General features: G+C 69.6%; 18 protein-coding genes. 7 read left to right on the top strand and 11 right to left on the bottom strand.

Annotated features, from left to right (window positions below; translation table 11 throughout):
• Window positions 1-250: 250 nt before the first annotated feature.
• The gene (locus tag AB0I59_RS09585) at window positions 251-2,434 is read right to left on the bottom strand and encodes an HNH endonuclease signature motif containing protein (RefSeq protein ID WP_435830930.1); all 2,184 of its coding nucleotides are present in this window, start codon (window positions 2,432-2,434) and stop codon (window positions 251-253) included.
• Here AB0I59_RS09585 and AB0I59_RS09580 point away from each other — a divergent pair.
• From AB0I59_RS09580 to AB0I59_RS09550, 7 genes are all read left to right on the top strand, one after another.
• Window positions 2,390-3,322 (top strand): hypothetical protein, encoded by a 933-nt coding sequence (locus AB0I59_RS09580; protein WP_358132054.1) that lies wholly within the window; start codon window positions 2,390-2,392, stop codon window positions 3,320-3,322. The genes AB0I59_RS09585 and AB0I59_RS09580 overlap by 45 nt on opposite strands.
• Window positions 3,323-4,198: 876 nt before the next feature.
• Window positions 4,199-5,518 carry an ABC transporter substrate-binding protein gene (locus AB0I59_RS09575; RefSeq protein ID WP_082777566.1) on the top strand — a complete coding sequence of 440 codons (1,320 nt, stop codon included), beginning with the start codon at window positions 4,199-4,201 and terminating at the stop codon, window positions 5,516-5,518.
• Entirely contained in the window at window positions 5,515-6,450 is a 936-nt protein-coding gene (locus AB0I59_RS09570; protein ID WP_358131714.1) for a carbohydrate ABC transporter permease, read from the top strand. The genes AB0I59_RS09575 and AB0I59_RS09570 overlap by 4 nt, the downstream gene beginning before the upstream one ends.
• Window positions 6,447-7,271 carry a carbohydrate ABC transporter permease gene (locus AB0I59_RS09565; RefSeq protein ID WP_061260903.1) on the top strand — a complete coding sequence of 275 codons (825 nt, stop codon included), beginning with the start codon at window positions 6,447-6,449 and terminating at the stop codon, window positions 7,269-7,271. The genes AB0I59_RS09570 and AB0I59_RS09565 overlap by 4 nt, the downstream gene beginning before the upstream one ends.
• A complete protein-coding gene (locus AB0I59_RS09560; protein ID WP_358131712.1) occupies window positions 7,268-8,176 on the top strand; it encodes an ROK family protein in 909 nt (302 codons plus the stop codon). The genes AB0I59_RS09565 and AB0I59_RS09560 overlap by 4 nt, the downstream gene beginning before the upstream one ends.
• A 2-nt stretch (window positions 8,177-8,178) precedes the next feature.
• Complete coding sequence (locus AB0I59_RS09555; protein ID WP_358131710.1) at window positions 8,179-8,913, top strand: GntR family transcriptional regulator; 735 nt, start codon at window positions 8,179-8,181, stop codon at window positions 8,911-8,913.
• Window positions 8,914-8,977: 64 nt separating this feature from the next.
• On the top strand, window positions 8,978-9,733 hold the full coding sequence (locus AB0I59_RS09550) for a sugar isomerase domain-containing protein (RefSeq protein WP_358131708.1): 756 nt from the start codon (window positions 8,978-8,980) through the stop codon (window positions 9,731-9,733).
• Between the two features lie 102 nt (window positions 9,734-9,835).
• Here AB0I59_RS09550 and AB0I59_RS09545 read toward each other — a convergent pair whose 3' ends face one another.
• The 10 genes from AB0I59_RS09545 to AB0I59_RS09500 all read right to left on the bottom strand — a co-directional run bounded on the left by AB0I59_RS09545 (window position 9,836) and on the right by AB0I59_RS09500 (window position 20,293).
• On the bottom strand, window positions 9,836-10,939 hold the full coding sequence (locus tag AB0I59_RS09545) for a calcium:cation antiporter (protein ID WP_061260897.1): 1,104 nt from the start codon (window positions 10,937-10,939) through the stop codon (window positions 9,836-9,838).
• A 161-nt stretch (window positions 10,940-11,100) separates the two neighbouring features.
• On the bottom strand, window positions 11,101-11,352 hold the full coding sequence (locus tag AB0I59_RS09540) for a hypothetical protein (RefSeq protein WP_061260895.1): 252 nt from the start codon (window positions 11,350-11,352) through the stop codon (window positions 11,101-11,103).
• Between the two features lie 51 nt (window positions 11,353-11,403).
• Window positions 11,404-12,087 carry a YoaK family protein gene (locus AB0I59_RS09535; RefSeq protein ID WP_358131706.1) on the bottom strand — a complete coding sequence of 228 codons (684 nt, stop codon included), beginning with the start codon at window positions 12,085-12,087 and terminating at the stop codon, window positions 11,404-11,406.
• 76 nt (window positions 12,088-12,163) lie between these two features.
• Window positions 12,164-12,763: a GTP-binding protein gene (locus AB0I59_RS09530; protein WP_061260891.1), complete on the bottom strand. Its 600-nt coding sequence runs from the start codon at window positions 12,761-12,763 to the stop codon at window positions 12,164-12,166.
• Complete coding sequence (locus AB0I59_RS09525) at window positions 12,744-13,127, bottom strand: DUF742 domain-containing protein (RefSeq protein ID WP_063818989.1); 384 nt, start codon at window positions 13,125-13,127, stop codon at window positions 12,744-12,746. Before AB0I59_RS09525 ends, AB0I59_RS09530 begins: the two co-directional genes overlap by 20 nt.
• A complete protein-coding gene (locus AB0I59_RS09520) occupies window positions 13,124-13,555 on the bottom strand; it encodes a roadblock/LC7 domain-containing protein (protein WP_061260888.1) in 432 nt (143 codons plus the stop codon). The genes AB0I59_RS09525 and AB0I59_RS09520 overlap by 4 nt, the downstream gene beginning before the upstream one ends.
• 46 nt (window positions 13,556-13,601) lie before the next feature.
• Window positions 13,602-16,004, bottom strand: a complete 2,403-nt coding sequence (locus AB0I59_RS09515) for a sensor histidine kinase (protein ID WP_358132039.1) — start codon at window positions 16,002-16,004, stop codon at window positions 13,602-13,604.
• Window positions 16,005-16,269: 265 nt separating this feature from the next.
• Window positions 16,270-17,979, bottom strand: coding sequence for a prenyltransferase/squalene oxidase repeat-containing protein (locus AB0I59_RS09510; RefSeq protein WP_358131703.1), 1,710 nt, complete (start codon window positions 17,977-17,979; stop codon window positions 16,270-16,272).
• Entirely contained in the window at window positions 17,976-18,896 is a 921-nt protein-coding gene (locus AB0I59_RS09505) for a terpene synthase family protein (RefSeq protein WP_358131701.1), read from the bottom strand. Before AB0I59_RS09505 ends, AB0I59_RS09510 begins: the two co-directional genes overlap by 4 nt.
• A 41-nt stretch (window positions 18,897-18,937) precedes the next feature.
• The gene (locus AB0I59_RS09500) at window positions 18,938-20,293 is read right to left on the bottom strand and encodes a cytochrome P450 (protein WP_358131699.1); all 1,356 of its coding nucleotides are present in this window, start codon (window positions 20,291-20,293) and stop codon (window positions 18,938-18,940) included.
• Window positions 20,294-20,311 lie beyond the last annotated feature (18 nt).

The following is a 20,311-nucleotide window of genomic DNA, read 5'->3' as shown; positions in this document are numbered from 1 at the left end:
ACGCGCATGGGGCCGCGCCACATTTCTCGTAGCCGCCGAACCCGCAGCCCAGTGCCCAAGGCAACGGGATTCAGAGCCCGAGCCCCGCAGCCGTCGCACTCCACAGCGGTTGCGTCCGCTGCTCCTGCATCCGTAGCCCTCAGGACTCGCTGCCATGGCCATCGAATGCCACAGCCCTGCGCCCCCGATCCGTGTACCCGGAGTATGTTCCGGCGGCTCGTCCACAGGCCGTGGATCTACGGGCCGTGGCCTAGCGAAAGGCCGTGGTGGGCCGAGGGCCGGTATAGGCGAAGGCCCAGCGGTTCTTGCCGGCCCGATAGAGCCGGTAGCGGTGGGGGTTTCGGTAGCGGTCGCGGTTGTGGAACTGGCATGTGGGTCCGAGTTTGTCCAGGTCGGTGGCGCCGCCGTCGCTCCAGTTATCGATGTGGTCGATCTGGCACAGGTGAGCGGGCAGGTGGCAGCCATCGACCATGCAGGTGGCGTAGCGGCTGAGGATGAGCTTGCGTTGCGGGGCCGTTGCGCGCCGGACTTTGCGGCCCATGTCGAGGACCTCGCCGTCGGCGTTCATGACCAGGCGCGCCAGCGTGGAGGTGTTGGCCAGGCGGTGGACATCGGAGACGGGCAGGAACTGCCCAGTGGCCAGCAGCAGTCCGGGCAGCCTCCGGCCCGAGATCAGCCCACCGGGCGTCACCCAATCAGAGACCCGCTCGCCCTGTGCCGGACCCGGCTCATCCCGCGCCGCACTCGGCTGGTCCCGCGCTGTGCTCGGCCGGTCCCGCGCCGCACTCGGCTGGTCCCGCGCCGCACTCGGCTGGTCCCGCGTTGTGCTCGGCTGGTTCCGCGTTGTGCTCGGCCCACCTTGGGCTAATCTCCACCCATCCCATGCGGCCTCTCGTTCACCTACGGTCGATGGCTGGTCATCTCGGACCGCATTCCGCCCCTCTCGGAACGATGTGCACTCATGCTGGGTGGTGCCCGGCCCCTCTCGGGATGATGTGCACTCATGCTGGGTGGTGCCCGGCTCCTCTTGGGACGGTGTGCGCTCATGCTGTGCCGTGCCCGGCCCCTCTCGGAATGGTGCGTGCTCATGCTGGGTGGTGCACGGCCCTTCTTGCGACGATGTGCGCTCATCCCATGTCGGTCCCGCCCCGGCTCCGGGGAAGGTCGGTTCATGGGGGGACGACGCCTGGTCATCCCAGGCCGCACCAAGCTCTTCTCGTACAGCTTGCACGCCCGGCACTCCGCCGGACCGAGGAGCGCCATCACTCGCTTGCTCGCCGGGACGTGCGGATTCAGCTGCGCGTGTTGCGGCGCACGTGTCCTCGGCAGCGCCGGCCACGTCGGCAGTGGCGGCCTCGGACGCGGGGACAGCGGCGGAACCTGGCGTGGTTGCTACCGCCATGGTGGAGGCGCTCTCGGGGGTCGGGTCCGTCGCCGCGGATCTGGTCTCCGGAGCAGTGCCAGCCGTGTTTGCGAGGACGCTCGCTCCCGTGACTGCTCCCTCTCCCTCTCCCTCTCCCTCTCCCGCTGCCGGTCCCGTTCTGGATTCTGTGCCCGCTGCCGGTCCCGCTTCGGTGTCCGTCGCGGTGCCCGTTGCTGGTCCCGCTTCCGGTCCCGTTCCGGTGCCCGCTGCCGCTTCCGTTCCGGATTCTGTGCCCGCTTCCGTGCCCGTTCGGGTTCCTGTTCCGGTGGCGGCGGCGCTGTCGTGGGTGGTTGTGTCCTGCGCGGTTGTGTCCTGCGCGGTTGTGTCCTGGGTGGTTGTGTCCTGGGTGGTTGTGTCCTGCGCGGTTGCGCCCTGGATGGTCGTGTCGCATGCGGAAGCGCCGGCCGGGTCGTCGGGGAGGGACTCGGCGTTGATCAGAACAAGGAGTTCGGTGCCGATCTGCCGCTCCAGCACGGCGATCAACGTGTCAGCGTTCCGCACCCGCAACGGCCGGTCATCACCCACAGCCCGAGGCTTGGCATAGGCATCCAGCAACGCCCGCAACCGCGCCCCCGCCTCGCGGGGAAGCCGGAACTCTCCCTCCAGCCCACCCGAAGAACTCTCCCGCACCAGCAGGAAACGCTGCCGATAATCAGCCTCGGCATCGTCATCCTCACCATCCGGGTTGAGCACCGCATACAGATACCGGCCCGCCCGCGCGATCTCCGCCGGACCCGCCTGATCCGCCAACGCGACCAGAATCGACTCCGCCAGGCCGGCCTGCTCATCGGTCAACCGGCCGGTCGCCGCGCAGATCGCCGTCACATACCCCTCCGCCAGACTGCCGTCAGCGAACCGAGCCCGAACCACAGGCAGACGAGCCAGCTCGACCGCGAGCGCGACCAACCGCCCCGCCCCCGCGACGCTCATCCCCGCCGCCGTACGCAACCACAACTTCGTCGACGCATGCCCATGCGCCCTGGCCTCACCAGCAGCGTGGACCCGCTCCACCCGCGCCGCGACCGCCGAAACCAGCCGATCCCGCGCGAACAACAGATCCTCTACCTCGGCCAAACACACAGGCGCGGACTCCGGCACCACCGCGAGCGCCAGAGCGGACGCCGTCTCCCGGACCGACGCCACCAACGGCCACGACACCCGACCCCACCCCGGACCCCGACCTGCAGCACCACCACCGCCGCCGACCTCACCCCCGGCTCCGGCGCCTTCGCCCGCCTCTTCGCCGGCGCGGTATCCCTCGCCTGTGACAACACCGGCGCCCACACCGCCAGCGCTACCGATACCGGGACCTTCGCCTATGCCATCGCCGCCGATGCCGTCAGCGGCAACGCCACGGATGCTTCCCTCGTCGGCACGGGCGTCCCGATGGATGCCGCCACGCGCATAGTGAGGAACGCCCCCACGGGCATTGTCATTGGCCTCGTCGCGAGCATTACTACGAACATCGCGATCAACGGCACCGCCGGAAATGTCATGGGCATCGTCGCGAAAAAAGGTAGGAGTTCCACCATGGACACCATTGCGTGCATTGTCGTAAATGTCACCGAGAACGCCGTCACGGGCGTCACGGGCGTCACCAGGGGACTCATCGCGCCGAGCATCGCGGGGAGGATTACCGAAGGCACTGCGACTGTCACCAATATCCCCGCAGGCGCCATCGCGGGCCCCGCAGGTGCCGTCGCGGGAGTTTCGCCGAGGACCATCGTACGCATTTCCGGACGCACCGACACTGCCGCCGCCGGAGACGCTGCCGAAGGTGCCATCGAGGGCATCATCGAGCGCGAGCACCGAACTTCCGCGCGACGCGCGGGGCGCTTTGAGCGCCGCCACCTGCGCCCACCACTCGGCATCGCACGGTCCCTTAAGAGAACGGCGTGACCGATTTTCCGTAGAGAACTCGAAAGACCCAAATGCCCCGTTCACGCCACCCCCCGAGCAGTATCCGAACATCTACACGAATTATTGCACGACAGATTCGCAGGAGACAACGAATTCTGTCGCAGATCTCGATGAAATTAGCGACACACTATTTCTGGACATATGCGCCAAATCAATTTAATTCGGTTGAGCGTCCGAGGCGCACGCCACCTGCGACATACGACGATCTTTCCTGTGACATCACAGCCTCAGCGACACATCCCCGATGCACACCAGACAAACCGTCCGATGTAGGCATGCCGGGAAGGCGAACCCGTAACAATCGAATCCATAAAACCCCACGAATTCGGGAGACCCATCACCGTCCCGGCCTGGACGCTCCCGGCCGCGCGTCCAAACCGCCCCACCCCTGATCGACCTGTCGCGCCGTCAACCCAGGCGTCCGCTTCCGGGCCGCCCTCCGCTGGAGGGGCCTGGTGGGCCTGGACGGACACGACGACAGGGATGGCTGGACGAGGACGGCCTGTACCAGTGGTCAGCGCCGGGCCGCCCGGCCTCACGTACTCCGCCCTGGGGACGTCGCCTCCGCCCACGGATTCACACGCCCTTGGGACGTGACCGGGACCACCACCCCCCACGCCCTTGGGACGTCGCCTCCGCCCACGGATTCGCACTTCCGACCTGCGACGCGGCGCGGGAAGGAACGGCAGCGCGACCTACGTCTCGCCCCTGGTGGGCCACGAAACACGGGCCGAGGGACGGCGAAAACGGCGTGTGGGGAGGGGTTCCCAACCGTCCGGAAATTCGTTATAACAACCTAACGATGTAACGACGCCACCGAGTGCGGCGCCGTACAGCGGGGAGGAGGCAACCCCCTTGAGGATCACCGGAGTGATCTCCCTTGGCGCCGCGTTGGCGCTCACGCTCACCGCATGTGGCGGCTCGGGCGACACGGGGAACGACGGCGGCAAGCAGACGATCTCGTTCCTCACCCACTGGGGACCCGAGCAGGTGACGGCCCTGAAGGCGGCCGCCTCCGAGTTCCAGAAGAAGAACCCCGGTGTCACCGTCGACGTGCGAGCGGTCCCGTTCGCCAACCTGCTCAGCACGCTGAGAACGCAGGGAGCGAGCCCGGGCGGCCCGACGATCGCCGGGATCTACGACCTCTGGCTGCCCGAGCTGGTCAGGGACGGCCTCGCCGCGCCCGCCCCGGCCACGGCCGCCGCCGACCTCAAGGCCAACTGGCCCGCCAACCTGGTGGACGGCATCACCAAGCAGGGCGCCGCGCGCGGCTACCCCAACGAGGTCGATCTTTACGCGCTGAACTACAACAAGAAGCTCTTCGCCGAAGCGGGCATCGCGGCGCCGCCCAAGACCTGGGACGAGCTGGTCTCCGCCGCCGCCAAGCTGACGAAGCGCGACGGCGACAAGGTCACGCAGCAGGGCTTCGGCGTCATCACGAGCTGGCCCGCGGGCGTCGTCCACCCCTGGCTGTCGCTCGTCGGATCGAACGGCGGCGCGCTGCTCGACGGCAGCACCCCCAAACTGGACGATCCGAAGGTCCTCGCGGCGGCCGAGCTGTACGCCCGGCTCGTCAAGGAGGGCTCGACCCAGCCGTCCATGAGCAACGCGAACGCGAACACCACCGGCCCCTACCTCGACAACTTCGTCAACGGCAAGACCGGCATGATCATCATGGCCAACTGGTGGCAGAGCGCGCTCAAGGAGGCCATGGGCGACAAGTACGGCGACGTCGCCGTGGCCCCGCTGCCCGTCGGGCCGGGCGGCACCGCGTCCGCGCCGGTCTCCTACTCGTGGCTCACGGTCGTGAACGGCAAGGCGACGACGGCCAAGCAGGACGCCGCCTGGAAGTTCCTCGCGTTCCTCAACGGCCCGGAAAGCGGCAAGAACGGTTCCTCGGCCATGGCCGACATCCTGATGTCGATGGGCATCCTGCCCAGCCGCACCAGCGACCTGACCGCGCACAAGAGCGACCTCTCCGACCCGTTCATCGCGGCGTACGTGGCCGAGTTGCCGAACGCGAAGCCGTTCCCGGCCGTGCTGGGCGGTGAGGCCATGAGCCAGGCCGTGCAGAAGCACATCGAGAACGTCGTCTTCGGCAAGGAGACCGCGCAGGAGGCGATGGCCGCGGCGCAGAAGGAGGTCGCGGACATCCTCACCAAGGCCGGCGCATGACGGTACGGACTCGCTCCACCACCGCCGTCCGGGCGACGCCCGGACGGCGGGCGGGAGCTCGGGGGATCTCCAGGAGGGCCGCGGCGGTCGCCTTCCTGTCGCCGTCCATGGCGGTCATCGGCGTGTTCGTCACCGTGCCGATCGCGCTGACCTTCTGGATCAGCCTGCACGACTGGTCGATGTACACGCCGCTGTCCGAGATGTCGTGGCGGGGACTCGGCAACTACCAGGATCTGCTGGCCAGCCAGGAGTTCTTCACCGCCCTCCGTAACACCGTGATCTACGTGCTGCTCGTCCTGGTGGTCACGATCCCCCTCGCTCTCGCGCTCGGGATGCTGCTCTACTTCCCGAAGAACGCGGGCAAGGGCGTAGCCAGAGCGGCGCTGTTCTCGACGTACGTCGTGCCGACCGTCGCCATCGCGATCGTGTGGGGCGCGCTCTACGCCCCCGACTACGGCCCGATCGCCCAGGCGTTCGACGCCGTCGGGCTGGACGCGCCGGCCTGGCTCAGCGATCCGGGCACGGCCCTGGTCTCGCTCGTCGTCTTCCACGTGTGGCAGATGATCGGTTACTACACGATCCTGGTCATCGCCGGGCTCACCCAGATCCCGATCGACCTCTACGAGGCGGCCCGCATCGACGGAGCGGGATTCTGGCGGCAGACCGTGAGCGTCACGCTGCCCCTGCTGCGCCGTACGACCACGTTCATCGTGCTGATCGCGATCATCAACGCGATCCAGGTCTTCGACCCGGTCTACATCCTCACCCAGGGTGGCCCGGCGGAGAGCACCACGGTGCTGTCGTTCGCCATCCAGCGGTCCGCCTTCCAGTACGGCCTCGCCGGTCAGGCGAGCGCGATGGCGTTCAGCCTGCTGCTGGTCCTGGTCGCCGTCGCCGGTGTCGTACTCGCCGCGATGAGGAGGCGGTCATGAAGCATGCCGTACGCGTGGCGACCGCGCTGGCGTTCGCGCTGGTCATGCTGGTGCCGCTGTTCCCGCTGTACTGGATGGTGATCTCGGCGCTCAAGGGGCCGGAGGAGCTGCAGAAGGTCCCCCCGACCTGGTTTCCCGCCGACCCGTCGTTGGGCGCGTTCGGCGAGGTGTTCCAGGTCATCCCGTTCGGCGACGCGTTCCTCAACAGCGTGCTGATCGCCGGGGTGTCGACCCTGTCGGTGCTGGTGACCAGCGTGATGGCCGGATACGTGTTCGCGAAGTACCGCTTCAAGGGGCGCGACGTGCTGTTCTGGGCCGTCGTCGCCACGATGTTCCTGCCGCCGATCGTCACCCTCGTCCCGCTGTACTGGCTGGTTTCGACCATGGGCCTGGCGGACTCGTATCTCGGCGTGATGCTGCCCTGGCTGGCGAACGCGTTCGGGATCTTCCTGATGCGGCAGTTCATCTCGGACGTGCCCGACGAGCTGATCGACGCGGCGCGCATCGACGGCGCGTCGGAGGCGCGGATCCTGTGGCGGGTGATCACACCGTTGCTGCGGCCGGCCGTGGTCAGCCTGGCGATCTTCGCGTTCGTCTTCTACTGGAACAACTTCCTGTGGCCGCTGTCGATCCTGCAGTCGGACGACAAGTTCCCCGTGGTCCTCGCGCTGAGCCGCCTGCTCTCCTACAGCACGAGCGTGCGCTACCAGAACGTCGTCATGGCGGGGGCGCTGATCGCCAGCGTGCCGACCATGCTGGTCTTCCTGCTCGCGCAGCGGGTGTTCGTGCGGAGCGTCGCGCGTACGGGGGTGAAGGGTTGATCTTCATCGGGATCGACGTGGGCGGCACGTCCGTCCGCGTGCTGACCGAGACGTCCGGCCGGCGCGGGGAGATCGTCTCCGTTCCCGTCGCCGGCTCGTACGACGCCTTCCTCGACCAGATAGCGACCCTGTGCGCGGCGGCCGGACGGCCGGAGGCGGTCGGGGTGGGGCTTCCGGGGACGTCGGACGGCGACCGCCCCCTGTTCGTCCCCGCGCTGCCCTGGATCGAGGGCCGGCCCCTCCGGGAGGACCTGGAACGGCGGCTCGGCACGACGGTGCGGCTCGGCCTGGACGGCCATCTCACCCTGCTCGCCGAGGCGGCCGAGGGCGCGGCCAGGGGAGCGAGGTCCGCCGTACTGCTGGCCGTCGGCACGGGCATCGGCGGGGCACTGCTGGTTGACGGCCGGATCTGGAAGGGCGCGCACGGCAGCGCGGGCTCGTGGGGCTGGCTGCCCGCGCCGCCTCCCGAGCCCGGCCCGACACCCGAACCCCACCCCACACCAGCACCCGAACCCCAACCCGGCCCGGCACCCGAGCGCGGCCCGGCACTCGACCCCGCTCACGGGCCGTTCGAGCAGGTGGCGTCGGGGTCGGCGCTGCCGGGCGGCCCCGCGCTGGTGGCCGCCGCACGCGGCGGTGACAAGCGGGCGGCCGCCGAGCTCGACCGCTACGCCGTACGACTCGCCCGTGGCGTGGCGGCACTCGCCAGCGTGATCGATCCTGATGTGATCCTGATCGGCGGTGGGTTGGCGGACGCGATGGACGTCCTCGGACCGCTGCTGGACCGCCATGTCGCCCGCTTCGCCTCTCCTGACGGCGGCCGGGTTCCCGTGCGCGCGGCGGAGCTCGGCTCACGCGCGGGGGTCGTGGGCGCGCTCCTCACCGCCCGATTGGAGACGGAATGATCGTGAAGGCTCTGGATTCCACCTCGGGAGTCCCGCTCTACCTGCAGGTCGAGCGGAGCCTGCAGCAGCGGATCGACGAGGGCGAGTGGCTGGCCGGAGAGCGGCTGCCCACCGAGGAGGAACTCGGCAAGGCGTACGGCGTCAGCAGGGTCACGGTCCGGCAGGCGCTCGCCCGGCTGGTGGACCGCGGCGCGCTCGTACGCGAGCAGGGCCGGGGCACGTTCGTCCGCGACACGAGCCTGACCGCCGGGGCCCGGGGGGTCACCTCCTTCACCGCCGAGCTGGCCGATCTCGGTCACACGTCGGGCGGCCGGGTCCTGGAACAGAGCGTCGTCACCGCGGAGGAGGCCGGGCTGCCGCCCGAGATGCCGTCGCCTCCGGACGCGGCGGTACTGCGCCTGCGGCGGCTCAGGACCGACGGCTCGCGTCCGGTCGGGGTGCAGACCGCCCTGCTCCCCCTCGAACGGTTCCCGGGCATCGCCGAACTCGACTTCACGGACAGGTCGCTCTACCAGGTACTCAAGGAGACCTACGGGCTGGTCCCGCGCGAGGCGATCGAGACCTTCACGGTCGGCGGAGTGCTGGACGAGGACGCCTCCACCCTGGGCGTGGCTCCCGGCGCCCACGCCTTCTACGTCGAGCGGCTGACCTTCGACGTCCACGGCCCCTTCGAATACGTCCGCAGCGTCATGCGTGGCGATCGTTACCGCGTACGGCTGGCGCTGCGCAACCCGTGACCACATCCAGTGATCCGATCCGTGACTCCACCCATCCATGACTCCACCCATGAAAGGAAGCACCGTGAACTACACCCGAACCCTGATCGACATCCTTGACCGGCTCGTCTCGACCCAGGATGAGGCGTTGAACACGGTGGCCGCGCGCTGCGCGGACACCATCCAGAACGACGGACTGATCCACCTCTACGGCAGCGGCCACTCCGTGATCCCGACCATGGACGCCTTCCCGCGTTACGGCAGCTTCGCGGGCATCCACCCGCTGACGGACCCCCGGCTGATGTGGCACAACGTGCTCGGCCCCGGCGGTGTGCGCGAACTGCTGTGGCTGGAGCGCACCGAGGGATACGTCCAGCAGTACCTGGACCACGAGCCGCTCGCGGCCGGTGACGTCATGGTGGTGTACTCCCACGGCGGGCGGAACGCCGCCCCCGTCGAGGCGGCCATGTACGCGGCCAAGCGCGGACTGTTCACGGTCGCGGTGACCTCGGTCGCCAACCTGGAGCGCCCCGCCGAGCACTCCTCCGGGCAGCGGATCGCCGAGATCTGCGACATCACCGTCGACACAGGCGTTCCCGTGCAGGACGCGGTCGTCGAGGTGGACGGCTGGGACCGCCCGGTCGGCGGCGCGTCCACGGTCGTGGCCTGCGTCGTGAGCCATGAGATCGTGACCCGCACGGCGGCCGTCCTGGCGAGCCGGGGTGTGGTCGTGCCGACGTTCGTCTCGCCGACGGTTCCCGGCGCCACGGTCGCGTCGAACGACGAGGTGTTCGCCGACCACCGCCGCCGTCTCCACGCCGCCGAGGGCCGTTCCCTCTAGGAGTCCCCCCAGAAGTCCCTCTGGAAGTCCCTCCGGACGGTCACCCGCGAGGCCGGGTCGAGACCTCGCCGCCGGTCCCCTGTACGGATCGGCGGCGAGCCCTCACGGGCTGATCGCGAGAAAGAGGAACGCGGCGAACAGCACCAGGTGGACCCCGGCCTGGAGCAGGGTCGCCCGCCCGGGGACGACCGTGAGGGTCGCCACCGCGACCGTGAGGGCCAGCAGCACGATCTGCATGGGCCCGAGGCCGAGCAGCAGGTGCCCGCCCAGCCAAATCGACGCGACGGCGATGGTCGGGATGGTCAGCCCGATACTCGCCATGGCGGAGCCGAACCCGAGATTGAGGCTGATCTGCACCCGATCCCTCTGGGCGGCCCGCACGGCGGCGATCGTCTCCGGCAGCAGCACCAGCAACGCGATGACGACGCCCACCACGGATTGCGGCAGCCCGGCGGCCCGGACCGCCGTCTCGATGGCGGGCGACTCGACCTTCGCCAGCCCGACGACGGCGACCAGCGCCACCAGCAGCAGGCTGAGGCTCCCCGCGGTCATCCGGGGCGACGGCGGCTCGGCGTGCTCGTCGACGGCGATGACCTCCCCCTCCGTCGTGATCGGCAGGAACGCCTGGCGGTGCCGGATCGTCTGGGTGACCACGAACAGCACGTACAACGCGAGCGAGGCGACAGCGGCGAAGGCCAGTTGCGGCGGTGAGAAGGCCGGCCCCGGTGTGGTCGTGGTGAAGGTGGGCAGCACCAGGCACATCGTGGCGAGGGTCGCGACGGTGGCCAGCGCACCACCGGTTCCCACGGCGTTGAACACGGCCACCCTGCGCCGCAGCGTGGCGACGAGCAGAGACAGACCCACGATGCCGTTACACGTGATCATCACCGCCGCGAAGACGGTGTCGCGGGCCAGCGACGACGTCTCCCCTCCGGCGGACAGCATCATGCTGACGATCAGCGCCACCTCGATGACCGTCACCGCCACCGCGAGGACGAGCGACCCGAACGGCTCACCGACCCGATGCGCGACCACCTCCGCGTGATGGACGGCGGACAGCACGGCCCCGGCCAGCAGGCAGGCGACGACGACCACGACGAAGGGCGCCAGGACGCGCCCCCACGCGAGCCCCAGCGTCAGGACCGCGAGCACGGGAACGACGTAGCTCAGGGCGTCGGTCCAGTTGACGTCGCGCAGGCGGCTCATACTCTCCCACCAGCTCGGTCCAGCGCGAAGGCCGCTCGCGTGCGGCCGCGTCGCTGCGTGACTTCCGCCGGCGGCGCCGGGTGGGGCGGCGGGCGGGACTCTCAGGCTCTCGGTGCCCTGTCCCGCCCGAGGCAAACACGGAGCGAACCGCCCGTTCGGGGCTACTCGTCCTCGGAGGTCTTCGTGGTCTCGGGGTGATCGAGCACGAGGTCGTACGTCGTGGGGAAGAGTTGCCGGAACGCGGTGTCCACTCCCTTGGCGCCGGTCTCCAGCACGATCTTGCCTTCGCGGGTCACGTCCCTGACCCGGTCGACGGTGTACTCGTGCGCGTCCTGTGCGGGCTCGCGCACCACGATCTCGGGCGGCTGTCCGCTCTCCGGTCCCTCTGGCACGATGACCTCCAACCATCGCATGGGTTCTCCCTACGATTCTTCCTCCGGCCGCGCCCCCGTGCCAGGGCGGATTCACCCGGCGCCGGCGCCCGTCGGCCAGGTGATCCGGGCGGCCACGACGACCAGCGCGAGCGTGCTGAGGGGGATCGCGGGGAAGAGAGAGGGGGCGACGGCGATGAGCGTGGCCCCGCAGGCGGCGCCGCCGGTGAGTGCGGCCAGCATGGCCATGCCGCGCAGGTCGAAGCGCGTGCCGTCCCGCGGCGTGAGCAGGGCGGCGACGACCCCGGTCAGGGTCCCGGTCAGGTACGTCGTGGACAGGGCGGCGTGCCCGCCGAGGCCGCGCATCGCCGCGCTCTGCATGCCCATGGCCAGCGCCGAGAGCGCGAGCAGGACGTGCTCGGCGAAGATCGCGGGGTTACCTCCGGTCATCTCCCAGCCGACACTGAAGCACGCGATGACGACCAGTTCGACCGCCAGGGTCGTGGTGACCCTGGCCGGCCAGATCGGTTCGTCCGGTCGGGGGTGGCCCGCGATGCGCGTGCCCAGCGCGGTGCCCATGATGTATCCCGCGAACGCGACCGCCGTGTGGAGGGCCATGCTGAGCGTCGTGCTGCTGATGGCGTATCCGGCCAGGACCAGGTTCCCGGTCATCACGCTGCTGAAGACCCCGCCGAGCCGGATGTAGGCCGCCGCGTCCACCGCTCCCGTACCGAAGGTGAGGATGACGGCGAACAGGGTGAGCCGCGGCGTGGTCATGCCGCGTTCCTACCTGCCTGATCACGTCATGTCACGGACGGTGACCGTGTCGGGCACGCCACCGCGACGGGCGCGGTCAGGTGGCCGACGTCTCCTTGACCGCCGCCGGCCGCCTGCCGTACGCGTGCTTGATCAGGGCGATCAGCACTTCCTTGCCGGACTCGCGCCTGCGCGCGTCGCACAGCAGCACCGGAACCTCGGACCCGAGGTTCAGCGCGAGCTTCACCTCGTCCAGGTCGTACTGCGGCGAGCCGTCGAAGCAGTTGACCGCCACCACGAACGGCGTGCCGCGGCGCTCGAAGTAGTCCACGGAAGGGAAGCAGTCCGCGAGCCTGCGGGTGTCCGCCAGCACCACCGCGCCGAGGGCGCCGCGGGCCAGCTCGTCCCAGACGAACCAGAACCGCTCCTGTCCCGGGGTGCCGAACAGGTAGAGCATGAACTCGTCGCCGATGGTGATGCGTCCGAAGTCCATCGCCACGGTGGTGGTGTTCTTGGCCTCCACGCCGGACAGGTCGTCGACGCCCACGCTGCGGTCGGTGAGGGTCTCCTCCGTGCGCAACGGCCGGATCTCCGACACCGCGCCCACCATGGTGGTCTTGCCGACCCCGAAACCACCCGCGACCAGCAGTTTGATCGCCTTGGGCAGCTTCGGCGCGTCAGAGCGCCCGGAGGCCATCGAGCACCGCCCTGTAAGTTCTCTCGTCCAGCACGTCCATCTCCGGTTGGGGTTGCTGCACGGCGACGAAACCCTTTTCGAGCAGGTCACCGAGGAGCACGCGTACGATCCCGGCGGGCAGGTCCATGTGCGCGGCGATCTCCGCCACGGACAGGGGCCGCCGGCACAGCCTGGCGATGACGAGATGTTCCGGGTCGAGGCCGACCTCCGCTCCGGTGGTGGAGCGAATGGTCACCGCGATCGTCACGAGGTCGAACTTGCCCCTCGCGTCGGTGCGGCCGCGCGTCATCACGTACGGGCGCACGGTCGGCTCGTCGAGCAGCCATTCCTCGTTGAATTCTCCGGGACTTCGCTCCATGTTCATCGCGGTGCTTCACTCCTGGCAGCAGGTTCGGCGGTTCGCGCGGGAGAGGTCAGATACTGTCCGACCCGGACGACGAGCATGGCCATCTCGTACGCCACGAGACCGACGTCGGCGTCCTGCGAGCACAGCACGGCGAGGCAGGCGCCGGGTCCGGCCACGCTGACGATCAGGTAGGCCGACTTCATCTCGATGATGGTCTGGCGTACCGTGCCGCCGCCGAACCGCTCGCTGGCACCGCGGGCGAGGCTCTGGACCCCGGCGGCCACCGCGGACAGGTGCTCGGCGTCGTCGACGCTCAGCCCCTCCGACGACGCCATCAGCAATCCGTCCGTGGACAGGACGATGCCGTGTTCGGCTTCTCTCACCCGCCCGACCAGGTCGTCAAGCAACCAGGCCAGGTCGGCGGAAGCGCTGGTCTTCTGCGTCACCGGTAGATCTCCTTATGGCGGGGTGAACGGCGGGTGGGCGGCGGGGTCACGCCGACGGCCGATCGTCGAAGGGGCCCGTGTCGTCGCCGACCAGCTTGGACGCCTCGGACCTGCCGCGCCGGGTTCCGCTCTGGAACGAGCCCATGATCTTGCGGATCTCCTCGGGGGAACGATCGTCGTCGTCGTTCTCCTCGCCCGCGGCGACCGGGGAGTCGTCACGGAGCGCCGGGGCGATGCTCGCCTGGGGGACGCGGAACGGCAGGCCGGACGGCGTGTAGGACGGCTCGGGCGGCGATCCCGCGGGCGGGCCCGGCGGCAGATCCTGGGGCGGTCCCTGCGGCTCGTGTGAGTACGGCGCCGACGCCGGATCCGGCCGCGGTCCCGGGACGGGGCCGGTGGCGGGCACGGAGACCGGCCCGGTGACCGTCCCCGGAGCGGGGGAAACGGTGGAGTCGTGAATCGTGCGCACCGCCTGGACGGAGGGCTCGCGCCCGCCCACCAGCGCGATACGCGAAATGGGGAACGGGGGACCCTGCGCCTCGTCACGCGCCGCGCCGAAGGCGCCGTCGTTGACGAGCTGCTCGGCGGACACGGGCTCGGACGGGCTCTGCGGGTTGGCTCCGTCGCCCATCAACTCGTGCGGAAGCAAGGCGATCGCGGTCGTCCCTCCGTACGGCGAGCTCTTCAGCACCACCCGGATGCCGTGCCGCTCGGCCAGCTTGCTGACCACGTACAGGCCGAGGCGGGCCGTGCTCGACAGGTTGAACTCGGGCGGATCGGCGATCCGCTCGTTGGTCACCGCCAGGTCCTCCTCGGACATGCCGAGGCCGCGGTCCTCGATCTCGATGGCGTACCCGTTGGCGACGAGCTGCCCGCTCACCTGGACCATCGTGTACGGCGGGGAGAACGAGACGGCGTTCTCGATCAGCTCGGCGAGCAGGTGGATGACGTCGCCGACCGCGCGTCCGGTCAGTTCGACGTCTCCCATGGGGAGCACGGTGACCCGGGTGTAGTCCTCGACCTCGGCGAGCGCGCCGCGTACGACGTCGACCATCGGGACCGCGCGGCGCCACGCGCGGGCGGGGGACGCGCCGGAGAGGACGATGAGGTTCTCGGCGTTGCGCCGCATTCGGGTGGCCAGGTGGTCGACGCGGAACAGGTCCCTCAGCTCGGCCTCGTCGTTCTCGCGCCGCTCCATGACGTCGAGGAGGGTGAGCTGCCTGTGGACCAGCGACTGCGTACGGCGGGCGAGGCTGAGCAGGATGTCGCGGATGCTCTGCCGCAGCTCGGCCTCTTCGACCGCGGTCCGGATGGCGGTCTCCTGGACGGTGTTGAACGCCTGGCCCACCTGGCCGATGACGTCGCCGCCGAACTGGAGGGGCGGCGCCTCCAGGGCGACGTCCACCTTCTCGCCGTGACCGAGCCTGGACACGACGCTGGGAAGCCGCTCGTGGGCGAGTTCGAGCGCCGCGTCGCGGAGCTTCTCCAGCTGCTGGACCAGGGCACGGGCCGTGGTGATCGACAGGATGATCGACGCGACGACGGCGAAGAGACCGAGGAGTCCGGCGAGGACCAGGCGGAGGACGACGCCGATCGCCATCGGCGTCGCGCGTTCGACGAGCCGGTCACCACCGTCGAGGATCATCTTCTGGATGTTCGCGAGGGCGGGCTCGGCCACCGCGCGCCACTGCGCGTCGCTGATGGTCAGCGGGCGCTCCACCTGCCTGCCCTGGATCAGCAGGTCTTCCAGGTTGCGCATGGCGGCCACCGCGCGGCTCTTGGTCCACGCCTCGTAGGCGGCGCGGTCCTCGTCTCGGAGGCCACTCGCGGTGTGATCGAAGATGTAGCGCTGTGCGCCGACGAGAGTCACGAACCGGGCGTGATCCGCCTCGGTGAACCGTCCCGCCGCGAAGACTCCGGCGAGCAGCGCGTCCTCGCGGGCGAGCATCTCCCGGCCCTGGGTCATCGTGCCGAGGAGGCGCCCGTCCTTCGCGATGTCCTCGTCGTCGAGTGACGCCACCGACTCGTACATCTCGGCGAAGGAGTCCGCGACCTCGTTGTACGCCGACTCGGCCTGCTCACGGCCGAACCGTCCCGCGTCGATGGACTTGCGTGTGGCGCTCAAGCCGTCGAGCTGCAGGAAGGTGGCCCGGATGCGTTCCTGCAGCGCATCGCTCGCGGCGAACTTGACGCTGTCGCTGTCGGCGGAGCGCTCGAACTCCGCCCGGGCCTTGTCAGTGCGGGCCCGCTGGTCCTGCAACTCCTGGCGGGAGTACGCCGTGGAGTTGCCGAGCCGGGCGACGGAGAGCCGCCGCTCGCGCTGCAACTCGAGCAGCAGGGGCTCGCTCGGCTCGGCCACGCTGCCGTCGATCGTGGTCGCGCCGAGCAGGTTCACACCCTCCCGCAGCGTCACCCAGGCGGCGAACGCCCACAGCGCGGTGAGCGACACGAGCAAGGCCGTGACCTTGGTCCTTACACGCGAATTGCGGAAGCGCATAGATACCCGTCCAGCAATGTCAGAGAATCCCGCGGCACGTTTCCCGGCAATTAACGAATGCCACCTATTGATGCCGCGACAGCAACACGGCATAATTGCCGCGCCGCACCCGGGGTACCTTAGCAAAAGGCATTAAATCCCCTCAAGGCGACTATGCATTTACCGACTCAATGTCCGAATATATTTGCATTTGTCACCTGTGAGCGGGTCGCCAAGATCATAACTGTCCGTACCACTCCATAACAACCGGATCGGTCCTGGCGAGGTGCAGCGCCGCCAGGACGGCCGCGCGCACGATGGCCTCCGGCAGGTAGAGATCCTTGTCGTGCCAGAGCGGCGGGTCCTCCGCCTGACCTGCGGGTTCCAGCAGGAAGGCGTAGCCGCGGGCCGCCGCCTCGGTCACCTCGGCCCCGGTCACTCCGGCCTCGGTCGCCTCGGCATCGCGTGCCCCCGCCGCCTGGTGGTGCCGGGTGAGCAGGAGGATCTGCATGGCGTAGGCCGTCTCCTCCGCCGTCCCCTCCCACCTGCCCCAGGATCCGTCCGGCCGCTGGGTGGACAGGACCCACCGCACGGCCCGCCGTACGGCGTCCGCCCCCTCCTCACCGCCGAAGTCGGCCAGCGCGAGCGTGCAACACGCCGTCGCGTAGTACGGCGAGGCGTGCCACCGGTCGTCCCAGCTCCCGTCCGGCCGCTGGTGGTCGCGCACCAGAACCGCCAGCTTCCGCACGTACGGAAGGTAACGGGCCGCGTCATCCGGGCGGGCGACCGCGTACTGGCCGAAGGCGTCGAGCACGTGGGCGTTGACGCTGACCGAGAACCCGTCCTCGCCCGGCCAGGTGCAGAAATGCGTGTCCGTCTCGAACGCCCACAGACCGGCGGGCTCGCACGGCACGCCCAGCAGCGCCAGCGCGTACAGCGCGACGGACGTCGTGTCGGCGTCGGGCGGCAGGCCCGGACCCGCCGGGGTTCCCGACGGGCCGATCGCCGCCCTGATGTCCGCGGGCATCTCCGGCGGCACGTCGAGGGGAATGCCCGCGCGGGCCAGCCAGCTGAGCACCCAGGCGCGCTCGAACACGGTGATCGGCAGCCCGACCGGCACCGGCCCGCCGTGCCGTCGCGCGACCGCCTCCAGGTGCCGCAACGAACGATCGGTGGGATCGAGCAGGCCGCGGTCGCCCAGCCACGCGGCGGTGGCGGCCGGTGAGGCGCCGATCGTCCCGATCGAGGTGGGCCGGACCGCCGTCGCCCCGCTCGCCACGCCACCCGCGATCTCCAGGGCGTGCACCAGCTTCTCCGGCAGGTCGGCACCCGAGGCGACCAGCGCCCGGACCATCGCGAGCCGGTCCGTGCTCATGCCGGGCGGCATGCCGAGCCGCCGCCCGGCGGCGTCGACGGCGGCTCCGGGAGTGCGGTCCAGCGCGTCCAGGTGCTCGTTGATCGCCACGACCAGGGACGGAACGATCATGTCCAGAGCCGGCATGTCCGGCAGGGCGGCCACGTCCACGGACGTACCGGTCGGGCAGGAGCGTGGGTGGTCGACCGGGGAGGACGCGCCACCGAGCCAGGCGGACAGCGCGCGCAACCCGCGGTCCGCCGCGCCGGCCACCTCGGCCGCCGTCTCGGGCCGGGAGCCCGTGTCGCCGCGCGACAGCGCGGACAGCAGCGCCTCGGTCGCGCTGAGGGTGGGGACCAGCCCGTACCCGTCCGGCGCGCCCCAGGTGCCGTCCGGATGCTGGGTCCGGACCAGGAAGTCGATCCGCTCGGCGTGGCCCGCCAGCCAGGGAGCCAGCGTCACCAGGCGGCCGGTCTCGTACACCGACGGGGAGACCTGTCCCCAGGGCCGGGCCATCAGCCCGGCGACCAACTCGTCGGCGGCGGCGACGACGGCCTCCGCGCTTTCCGGAACAACCAGATCGCCAATGCTCACATCTCGCCCCAATAGTCCGCGCCGCCGTAGAACCCCGTGTTGAACCCGACCTGGCATTCCAGATAGGCGACCGCCCGCGGGCACGCGTCCCGCAGCGGTTCGAGCAGTTCTCCGGCACGGTCCGCGAGCACTGACATCCGTTCCGACACCTCGGTACGGCCGACGCCGAGCATCAGCACGTTCACATCGCCCCAGCCGACGTCCCTGCGGTAGGTGGCGAGGTCGTTGAGCAGCCGGAGGTACCGCTGGACCTCCGCGCCGACCACCATGAGCTCGTCGAGGAGGCCCACCGTCCGTGGATCACCGGTGAAGATCCAGTGGGAGACGTTGACGAAGGAGGACCCGGTGCCGTCGGCGTTGGCCAGATACTCCTCCAGGTCCGGCAGGACCCGGCCTCCTCCAGGGCCGGACGCACCCTCCTCCTTGTCACCGGCGCTCTCGCGGGCGTCGTTCCAGCGCCATTCGCGGGCCATGGCGGTCAGCATCCGTTCGAGTTGCGCCCGCCACATGGGGCGCGCGGTCCCGAAGGCGGACACGGACGCGAGCTCGTCCCTGATGTCGACGAGGAACCGGGTGAGCGGGGTGGCGGGCTCCGTCGTACCGTCCACCGCCGTCAGGCAGTCACCGACGATCAGATCGACGTCCTGCGCGGACGTCGCCGTCACGTCGATCCGCCAGTCGACGGCGAAGACCCACAGCGCGGCCCGGTTGACGATCCGCAACTCGTCCACCGTCGCCCAGGGCGACCCGAACGCACCCACGAGGGACAGGGAGCCGAAGAAGCCGGGGTCGAAAGGTTTCCCGCCGAACAGGCCGTCATAGGACTCCGCGCACCTGCGGAGGTCGCGCCCGGCCGCCGCGGCGAGCGCGGCGATCCTCCCCATGTCGGAGGCGGCCGCGAACCGTTCCGCGGACATGCTCGTACTCTTCGTCGTGCTGGAGTGGTGCCCGTGCATGATCAGGCGCGCTCGACCGGTACGAGGGTCATCTCGAAGTTCTGGTTCGGCCGCAGGGACGAGGCCAGCCGTGGCGTGACCGGCACCGACGTGTGGACGACCGGCCGGAACCTGCTCAGGATGCCCCCGACGAGAAGCAGGGCCTCCATCATGAACAGGTGCTGCCCGAGGCACTGGTGCGGCCCACCGCCGAAGGGGAAGTACGCGTACCGGTTCCGCCGCTCCTCGTTCTCCGGGGCGAACCGCTCCGGGTCGAATACGAGCGGGCGATCCCAGAACTCCGGCAGCCGGTGCGTCAGGTAGGAGCTGATCATCACTGTCGAACCGGCCTTGATCTTGACCCCACCGATGACGTCGTCCTTCACCGCCATGCGCGGCAGGAGCCAGCCCGCCGGGTAGAGACGGAGAAGCTCGTTGATGAACATCCGGAGGTACCGCAGCTCCGGCAGGTGCGCCGGGCTGATCGGGTCGCCCCCGACCACGCGGTCGATCTCCTCGTAGACACGCGCGGCGACGTCGGGGTAGGCGTCGAGCGCCACCCACACCCACGTGAGCGCCGTCGCCGAGGTCTCCGTGGAAGCGCCGTGCATGGCGACGATGTCGTCACGGATCTTCTTCGCGCCGATCTCACCGATCTCGTGGTTCCGAGCCCGGCAGACGAACGAGACGACGTCGCGATCATCATTGGCCCTGCTGCGGATCTCGCTGATCCGGGCGTACGCGACTTCGTTGATCGTCTTCACGGAGCGCTCGAACGCCTTGTCACCGGGCAGTGGAACCTTGCCGGGGACGAACGGCAGGACCAGCCGGATCGCCTTGGAGGTGACGGCGGTGTCGTACGCGGGGACCAGCTGGGCGATGTCATCGCGGGAGATCTTGTCGCCGAAGAAGAGCCGGACGATCGTCGGGTGCACGATCTGGGACACCGCGGTGACGACGTTGAAGCGCTCTCCGGGGCGGATCGTCTCCTGGATCTGCTCCGTGAGAATCTCCGCCATGCGTTCCGTGAGCGAGTCCACGTACTTGGCGGTGAACAGCGGCTGGAGGATCTTCCGGCTTTCTTGCCAGCCCGTCCCGTCCGAGAGGATGCCGTCACCGAGCAGGGGTTTCAACGGATCCCAGAACATGCCCTCGCGCACATAGTTCGACCAGTTGATGCGCAGGACGTGCTGGACGTGATCGGGATGCGTCACCAGATAGGGCTTGAAGGGGCCCATGTTGAGGCGGACGAGTTCGCCGTTGGCCTGCTTTCCCGCCTCCTCGAAGGCCCGGACGGGGTCACGGGCGTACCGGGTCAGGGTGCGGTAGAAGGGCACAGTCCTCGCCTCGGGGGCAGGTGCGACGACTTCTGTTGACATTTCGACGTTCTCCCAGCA

Origin of the sequence: Microtetraspora glauca (genome assembly GCF_040656155.1) — a bacterium.
In the GTDB taxonomy this organism is placed as follows: Bacteria; Actinomycetota; Actinomycetes; order Streptosporangiales; family Streptosporangiaceae; genus Microtetraspora; species Microtetraspora glauca.
The sequence above is the reverse complement of the archived record's forward strand: the minus strand, read 5'-3'. Positions and strand labels throughout refer to the sequence as shown.

Coding starts and splice junctions, on each gene's coding strand:
- AB0I59_RS09580 (WP_358132054.1), top strand. CDS start 2,390: ATGCCCATGCGCCCTGGCCTCACCAGCAGCGTGGACCCGCTCCACCCG.
- AB0I59_RS09570 (WP_358131714.1), top strand. CDS start 5,515: ATGACGGTACGGACTCGCTCCACCACCGCCGTCCGGGCGACGCCCGGA.
- AB0I59_RS09565 (WP_061260903.1), top strand. CDS start 6,447: ATGAAGCATGCCGTACGCGTGGCGACCGCGCTGGCGTTCGCGCTGGTC.
- AB0I59_RS09545 (WP_061260897.1), bottom strand. CDS start 10,939: ATGAGCCGCCTGCGCGACGTCAACTGGACCGACGCCCTGAGCTACGTC.
- AB0I59_RS09540 (WP_061260895.1), bottom strand. CDS start 11,352: ATGCGATGGTTGGAGGTCATCGTGCCAGAGGGACCGGAGAGCGGACAG.
- AB0I59_RS09535 (WP_358131706.1), bottom strand. CDS start 12,087: ATGACCACGCCGCGGCTCACCCTGTTCGCCGTCATCCTCACCTTCGGT.
- AB0I59_RS09530 (WP_061260891.1), bottom strand. CDS start 12,763: ATGGCCTCCGGGCGCTCTGACGCGCCGAAGCTGCCCAAGGCGATCAAA.
- AB0I59_RS09525 (WP_063818989.1), bottom strand. CDS start 13,127: ATGAACATGGAGCGAAGTCCCGGAGAATTCAACGAGGAATGGCTGCTC.
- AB0I59_RS09505 (WP_358131701.1), bottom strand. CDS start 18,896: ATGTCCGCGGAACGGTTCGCGGCCGCCTCCGACATGGGGAGGATCGCC.
- AB0I59_RS09500 (WP_358131699.1), bottom strand. CDS start 20,293: ATGTCAACAGAAGTCGTCGCACCTGCCCCCGAGGCGAGGACTGTGCCC.